Origin of the sequence: Streptomyces sp. Isolate_45 (genome assembly GCF_024721315.2) — a bacterium.
GTDB lineage: Bacteria > Actinomycetota > Actinomycetes > Streptomycetales > Streptomycetaceae > Streptomyces.
Genome location: NZ_JANFAK020000267.1, coordinates 1 through 6,955, shown reverse-complemented (window position 1 = coordinate 6,955; position 6,955 = coordinate 1). Strand labels below are relative to the sequence as shown.

The 6,955-nt window shown below is 70.8% G+C and carries 8 protein-coding genes; all 8 read right to left on the bottom strand.

Annotated elements, in window-relative coordinates; translation table 11 throughout:
- Nucleotides 1-1,088 (bottom strand): lysophospholipid acyltransferase family protein (locus tag NOD94_RS39425; protein WP_281211057.1); only part of this gene is annotated, 1,088 nt, incomplete at its 3' end.
- Nucleotides 1,088-2,167: an NAD-dependent epimerase/dehydratase family protein gene (locus NOD94_RS39420; protein WP_281211056.1), complete on the bottom strand. Its 1,080-nt coding sequence runs from the start codon at nucleotides 2,165-2,167 to the stop codon at nucleotides 1,088-1,090. The genes NOD94_RS39425 and NOD94_RS39420, both read right to left, overlap by 1 nt.
- A gap of 95 nt (nucleotides 2,168-2,262) precedes the next feature.
- Nucleotides 2,263-2,361, bottom strand: a complete 99-nt coding sequence (locus NOD94_RS39415; protein WP_003948845.1) for an AURKAIP1/COX24 domain-containing protein — start codon at nucleotides 2,359-2,361, stop codon at nucleotides 2,263-2,265.
- A gap of 150 nt (nucleotides 2,362-2,511) precedes the next feature.
- Complete coding sequence (locus NOD94_RS39410) at nucleotides 2,512-2,721, bottom strand: helix-turn-helix domain-containing protein (RefSeq protein WP_162688852.1); 210 nt, start codon at nucleotides 2,719-2,721, stop codon at nucleotides 2,512-2,514.
- Nucleotides 2,722-2,835: 114 nt separating this feature from the next.
- Nucleotides 2,836-3,666, bottom strand: a complete 831-nt coding sequence (locus NOD94_RS39405; protein ID WP_281211059.1) for a phosphatase — start codon at nucleotides 3,664-3,666, stop codon at nucleotides 2,836-2,838.
- A 79-nt stretch (nucleotides 3,667-3,745) separates the two neighbouring features.
- Entirely contained in the window at nucleotides 3,746-4,894 is a 1,149-nt protein-coding gene (locus tag NOD94_RS39400) for an acetoin utilization protein AcuC (RefSeq protein ID WP_281211058.1), read from the bottom strand.
- Nucleotides 4,866-6,089, bottom strand: coding sequence for an MFS transporter (locus tag NOD94_RS39395; protein ID WP_281211055.1), 1,224 nt, complete (start codon nucleotides 6,087-6,089; stop codon nucleotides 4,866-4,868). The genes NOD94_RS39400 and NOD94_RS39395 overlap by 29 nt, the downstream gene beginning before the upstream one ends.
- 43 nt (nucleotides 6,090-6,132) lie before the next feature.
- On the bottom strand, nucleotides 6,133-6,786 hold the full coding sequence (locus tag NOD94_RS39390) for an HAD family hydrolase (protein WP_281211054.1): 654 nt from the start codon (nucleotides 6,784-6,786) through the stop codon (nucleotides 6,133-6,135).
- Between the last annotated feature and the right edge of the window lie 169 nt (nucleotides 6,787-6,955).

The window sequence follows — 6,955 nt, the reverse complement described above, 5'->3', positions numbered from 1 at the left end:
GAAGAAGCCACGAGCGAAACCGGACAAAAACGCGCCACGGGGGTGCTCCGATGAGCACCCCCATGCACATTCAACAGGAACACGGACCGCCGCTGCACCAGCAGCTTGTACAACGTGTGCTGGATCTGCTCCCGCACCTGGTCCGTCAGGTTGAACATCAGCATCGGATCCTCCGCGGCCTCCGCCGCGTACCCGTCCGTCGGGATCGGCTCGCCGAACTGGATCGTCCACTTCGTCGGCAACGGCACCGCCCCCAACGGCCCCAGCCACGGGAACGTCGGCGTGATCGGGAAGTACGGCACCCCCAGCAGCCGCGCCAGCGTCTTCGCGTTGCCGACCATCGGGTAGATCTCCTCGGCGCCCACGATCGAGCAGGGCACGATCGGCGTCCCCGCGCGCAGCGCCGTCGACACGAACCCGCCCCGCCCGAAGCGCTGGAGCTTGTACCGCTCTCCGAACGGCTTCCCTATCCCCTTGAAGCCCTCCGGCATCACGCCGACCAGCTCCCCGGCCTCCAGCAGCCGCTGCGCGTCCTCCGCGCACGCCAGGGTGTGACCGGCCTTCCGCGCCAGCTCGTTCACCACCGGCAGCATGAACACCAGGTCGGCCGCCAGCAGCCGCAGGTGCCGCTCCGCCGGATGGTGGTCGTGCACGGCGACCTGGAGCATCAGCCCGTCCAGCGGCAGCGTCCCCGAATGGTTGGCGACGATCAGCGCGCCGCCCTCCTTCGGGATGTTCTCGATGCCCTTGACCTCGACCCGGAAGTACTTGTCGTACAGCGGCCGCAACAGGGTCATCAGGACCTGGTCCGTCAGCTCCTCGTCGTACCCGAAGTCGTCGACCTCGTAGTCCCCGGTGATCCGGCGCCGCAGGAACGCCAACCCGCCCGCGATCCGCCGGTCCCAGCCGGCACCGGACGCCGGCGCCGGACCGGCGACGACCTCCGCCGGCGGCTCCGTCACCGGTTCTTCCGCCGGCTCCGCCGCCACCGGATCGGGCACCGGCGTCGGGACCGCCCGCACCGTGCGGGGCCCGCCCCGCCGGCGCGGCCGCTCCTCGTCGAACGGGATGACCTTGGCGTCAGCCACTATCGCTTCGCTCCCTCGATCACACCGGCGCCCGCACCCGCGCCCGCATCCACCTTCAGCAACCCCGCCACCCGCTCCACGACCCGCTCCACCCGATCCGCCGGCAGCAGCCCGCTCCCGCGGCTGGCCGCGAAGTCGGCGAACGTCTCGGCGGTCGTGTACAAGGGCCGGAACCCCAGGGTGTCCCGCATCTGCGTGGTCTCCACGACCCGCCCGTGCGTCAACAGCCGGATCTGCTCCGGCGAGAAGTCCGTCACCCCGACCGCGCGCAGCGCCGAACCCACCCACGTCACCGCGGGCAGCAGCAACGGCACCGTGGGCCTCCCGAGCCGCCGCGAACACTGCGACAGCAGCAGCACCCCGTCACCGGCGACGTTGAAGGTCCCGCTGTTCAGGGTTCCGCGCCGCGGCTCACCCGCCGCCAGGCGCAGCACGTCCACCACGTCGTCCTCGTGGACGAACTGCAGTCTGGGGTCGTAACCGAGGACCGTCGGCATGACCGGCATGGAGAAGTACTCGGCGAGCGCCGAATCGGCGTAGGGACCCAGGATGTTCGCGAACCGCAGCACGCACACCGCCACGTCCGGCCGCCTGCGCGCGAAGCCCCGCACGTATCCCTCGACCTCGGCGGCCTCCTTCGCGAAACCACCCGCCGGCAGCGACTTCGGCTGCGTCGTCTCGGTGAAGACGGCCGGATCCCGGGATGTGCCCCCGTACACGCTGGTACTCGACTTCACCACGAGCCGGCGCACGGTCGGCGACTTCTGGCAGGCCCCGAGGAGCTGCATCGTCCCGATGACGTTCGTTTCCTTGACCGTGCTGCGCGCACCGGCCGCTCCCGGGCCGCCCCCGGTCACCGCGAGGTGCACCACGGTGTCCACGGCGTGCTCGGCGAGCACGCGGGCGATCCCGGACTGTCTGATGTCCGCCTGCACGAACTCGGCCGAGCCGAGCCGGTGCGGCGGTCTCACCGCGTCTACCGCGATGACCCGTTCCACCTCCGGGTCGCGCTGGACGCGCCGCACGAAGCGGCCCCCCAGCTGTCGGGCTGCCCCGGTGACGAGCACGACCTTGCCCACGAGCTCAGCGCCTCCCTCGAAGAAGTCCCCGGCTGCACCGCAGCCCCTCCACCAAGGATGGTGGAGGGGCTGCGGAGAACACGTACAGCTGCCGTTTACTTCTTGTTACGGCGCTGGACGCGGGTGCGCTTGAGCAGCTTGCGGTGCTTCTTCTTGGCCATCCGCTTACGCCGCTTCTTGATAACAGAGCCCACGACTACCCTCGCTCACTTCTCGGAACATCCCCGCGTTGGCGGAGAACGGTGCGGGGCGTCTGGGCCCACACGACCTACGTCGGCCTAGCCTACCCGCCCGAGCTCAGAGCTTGTAATCCGCGGCCTCCGCCGATGATCCGGAGCCCCTCCTCAGGCTGATTCCACCCCCACGAACGACTCCCGGAGGTACTCGTGAACCGCGTTCTCGGGGACCCGGAAGGACCGGCCCACCCGGATTGCGGGCAGATGACCGTTGTGCACCAGGCGGTACACGGTCATCTTCGACACTCGCATCACCGAGGCGACCTCCGCCACGGTCAGGAACTGAACCTCACTGAGAGGCCTCTCGCCAGCAGCCATGACACACCTTGACCTTCCGCGCATGACGGGCACCGGCTTCCCCTCCGGTTACTCCTCGTCGTCGCACGCTCACTCCCCAGAGTAGGGGCGGGTGATACGAGTGGGGAAGAGGAGCTACGGCCACTCCTGACGGTCCGGCAGTCTTGCGCGGTGCAGCACGTATCGCGTAAGCGGCCGGTAGTAGTCCGGCCGCACCCCGTCATCAAGCGGAACGGCCACCGCGAGCCGCCCCTCGGCCTCCCCGACGAACACCGCGGGATCATCCGTATCGCCGAGCCCGATCGCCTCGACACCGAGCTGACCTGCACCGCAGACCCACCCGTGGTCCCCCACCACCAACTGCGGCAGCGGCTGGCCGGCGTCCGCCAGCGCCCCGAGCACGATCCGAACCGGCAGCGGCGAATGGGAGTGCACGCCGGTCGCACTCCCCGGTGCCCGCACGCCGGGTTCCCGCACCAACGCGACTCCCCGTACGTAATCGATGCGGTGCGGGCGTACGCCGAACCGGGTCGCCGTGTCGACCCGCACCCCCTGCGCCGGAGTGAGGACATCACATCCCGCCGCCGACAAGGCGGCCGCCAAACAGGCGTAGAACTCCAGGAGCCGATGCGGATGACCCGTCCCGAACAGTACGGGCCCCCGCGCCCCCGCCACCGCCGCAAGCCGCTCCGCGAAGGCCTCCAGCGCGGCCAACGTCCGCTCCGGATCGATCACGTCCGGCCCGCTGACGTGCGCGGGATCCGCCGAGACCCCGCACCTGGCCGCCATCAGCCCCAGCAGTTCACCCTCGCCCCACACCCGCTCGGGGTCGAGCCCCAACAGCACCCGCGGATCCCGCGCGGCGAACAGACGGTAACTGCGCAGGCTCTCCTCCCGTGTCGTGGCGACGGGCCCGGCCAACCGGGCGGCCAGCAGATGCGCACGCAGCGCGCCGGTGCTCAACACCCTCCGATGCTGCCGCACCACACCTGGCGGGTCATCAATTACGGCGAACAGCCCCACAGTTGGCGTAACACATGCTCCGTCAGGTCAGCATCCCGCGCAGCGGGAACACCGCCCGCCGCGTCGCGAGAACGGCCTGATCCGTACGGTCCGCCGGATCGTAGCCCGCGTCCCATTCCCGCCACCCGACCGTCCGGCCGTCCGTCATCCGCGCCGGCGCGGACTGCCGCGTCCGCGCGTACACCTCGTCCCGCCACACCTGCGGCACCTCCGCCGCCGGATCCACCGGCCGGTGCGCGGCGATCCCCACCAGGTGCGTCCACGACCGCGGTACGACGTCCACGACCGCGTACCCGCCGCCGCCCAACGCCAGCCACCGCCCCGCACTGTGCTCGTGCGCCAGCCGGTGGCAGGCCTCCTGCACCGACCGCTGCGCGTCCAGCGACACCGCCAGATGGGCCAGCGGGTCCTCGAAGTGCGTGTCGGCGCCGTGCTGGCTCACCAGCACCTGCGGTCGGAAGTCCGCCAGCAGCTCGGGCACCGTCGAGTGGAACGCCCGCAGCCACCCCTCGTCACCCGTCCCCGCGGGCAGCGCCACGTTGACGGCGCTCCCCCGCGCCCCGTCACCGCCGGTCTCCTCGGGCCATCCCGTCTGCGGGAACAGGGTCCGCGGATGTTCGTGCACGGAGATCGTCAGCACCCGCGGGTCGTCCCAGAACGCCGCCTGCACCCCGTCCCCGTGGTGGACGTCCACGTCCACGTACGCGACCCGCTCCGCTCCCAGCTCCAACAGCCGGGCCACTGCCAGCGCCGCGTCGTTGTACACGCAGAAACCGGCGGCCCCGCCCGGCATCGCGTGGTGCAGGCCACCTGCGAAGTTCACGGCGTGCGCCGTCTCCCCCCGCCAGATCGCCTCCGCCGCCGCCACCGACTGGCCCGCGATCAGCGCCGACGCCTCGTGCATCCCGCGGAACGCCGGATCGTCCATCGTCCCCAGCCCGTACGAGCCGTCCGCCGACCCCGGGTCCGCCGACACCGCCCGCACCGCCGCCACGTACTCCTCGCGATGGACCAGGCGCAGCGTCGAATCCCCGGCCGCGCGAGCCGCCCGCACCTCGACCTCACGGTCCAGCCCGAAGGCCCGGACCAGGCCCATCGTCAGCGCCAGACGCACCGGGTCCATCGGATGGCTCGGCCCGAAGTCATACTTCGTTACCGCCTCGTCCCACATCAACAACCCGGTCACCGGCTCGCCGCTCATGCCCGACACCGTATCGGGCCGCACCGGAGCCGAACGAGCGGGTACTGAACAGCGGCACCAACACCAGCACCATCGGGATCAACATCGCGCCCCGGTAGCTCCACACGTCCCCGATCCCCCCGACCAGCGGCGACCCGATCAGGAACCCCACGTAGTTGAAGATGTTCAGCCGCGCGACGGCCGTGTCCGAAGCCCCCGGGAACAGCCGCCCCGCCGCCGCGAACGTCTGCGGCACGATCACGCACAGCCCGATCCCCAACAGCGTGAACCCGAGCATCCCCCACCAGGCCCCCGGCGCGGCCGCCACCACCGCGAACCCGCCCGCGGCCACCACCGTCCCGCCCCGCACCACGGCCACCGCCCCGAACCGACGCACCCCGAGGTCCCCCACGGCCCGCCCGATCAGCGTCGTCACCATGTACACGTTGTACGGAACCGTCGCGAGTTGCTCCGAGCTGCCCAGCACGTCCTGGAGGTACTTGGCGCTCCAGTTCGCGACGGTCGAGTCCCCTATGTACGCGCACGCCATCACGAGGCACAACGGCAGCAGCAGCTTCCCGCCCCCGGCCGGCCACCCCGGCGTCCCGTCCTTCGCCGCGGCCGTCGCGTCCACGTAGTACCGACTCGCGAGCAGCGCCAGGGGAAGCACCACCACCACGGCCGGCAGGTACCCGGTGAACAGCTCCAGGTGCCAGTGCGCCCCCGCCCACGCCGCGGACGCGCCGAGGATCCCGCCCAGGCTGTACGAGGCGTGGAACCCGAGCATGATGCTGCGCCCGTACGCCCGCTGCAGGCTGACCCCGAGCATGTTCATCGAGGCGTCCAACGCGCCCACCGCCAGCCCGAACACCCCGAGGGCCACGGCCACCTGCCACATCGAGCTGCCGGCCCCGACCCCCAGCAGCGACAGCAACACCACCGGCTGCGCCCACCGCAGGACGGCGCTGGGCGCGACCCGCTTCACGAGGTGCTCGGTGGCGACGCTCGACACTCCCGCCAGGATCGGCACCGCGGCGAGGAAGGCGGGCAGCAGGCCGTCGGATATCCCGTACCGGTCCTGGATGGCCGGGATGCGGGTGACCAGGAGGGCGAAGGCGACCCCCTGCGCGAAGAAGCTGAACCCCAGGGCCCGGCGCCCACGCCGCAGCCGCACATCAACTGTCATGGCGGCTGAGCGTAGGCCCAGGGGCTACCGGTGGGTAGAGCGATCACACACCCAATCCGAGCAGGCCGTACAGCTCCTTCATCTCTCCGAAGTAGGCGTTGGCGCCGGGGAGCCCCTCGGCGGGAGTCATCGACGTGAACGCCAGGACGTCCATCCCGGCAGCGCGGGCGGCCTCGATCCCGAGCCTGCTGTCCTCGACGACGACGCACCGCGAGGGCGCGACACCCATCATGTCGGCAGCGTGCAGGAACAGGTCGGGCGCCGGCTTGCCCCGACCGACGTCCTCGACGCTGAAGATCCATTCCTCTTCGAACCATTCGCCGAGGGCGGCACTGCGGTGCCCGACGCGGATCCGTTCGTGGCTCCCGGAGGAGGCGACGCAGTACGGCACTCCTTGCGCGGACAGCTCCGCCAGCACCTCGGTCACTCCGGGGACGGGCCGCAGGTCCTGTTCGAACGCGGCGAAGATCCGATCGTGGAGGACCCGGTCGAAGTCCTCGGGCAGGCGCTGCCCGGTCCGTTCGAGGATCAGGTCGTGCACCCGGTGCACCGCGCCGCCCATGTAGTCGCGCAGGGAGTCCTCGTAGGTCGTGGGGTGCCCGACCTCCGTCAGGTACGCGGAGAGGATGGTGTTCGAGAGCGGCTCGCTGTCCACGAGGACGCCGTCGTTGTCGAAGATGACCAGCTCATAGCCCATCCACCCACAGTACGAGCGTTCGGTGCGGGTTCCCGGCAGGCCGGCTCCGGTAAACGGAGGAACTCTGGCCCGGACGCCGGCGTCCTGGCCGTAAACGCAGAAAAGCCCCGCACCAGATAACTGGTGCGGGGCTTTCCCACAATGATTGTTCGGCGGCGTCCTACTCTCC

Coding starts and splice junctions, on each gene's coding strand:
- NOD94_RS39400 (WP_281211058.1), bottom strand. CDS start 4,894: ATGTGGGACGAGGCGGTAACGAAGTATGACTTCGGGCCGAGCCATCCG.
- NOD94_RS39395 (WP_281211055.1), bottom strand. CDS start 6,089: ATGACAGTTGATGTGCGGCTGCGGCGTGGGCGCCGGGCCCTGGGGTTC.
- NOD94_RS39410 (WP_162688852.1), bottom strand. CDS start 2,721: ATGGCTGCTGGCGAGAGGCCTCTCAGTGAGGTTCAGTTCCTGACCGTG.
- NOD94_RS39390 (WP_281211054.1), bottom strand. CDS start 6,786: ATGGGCTATGAGCTGGTCATCTTCGACAACGACGGCGTCCTCGTGGAC.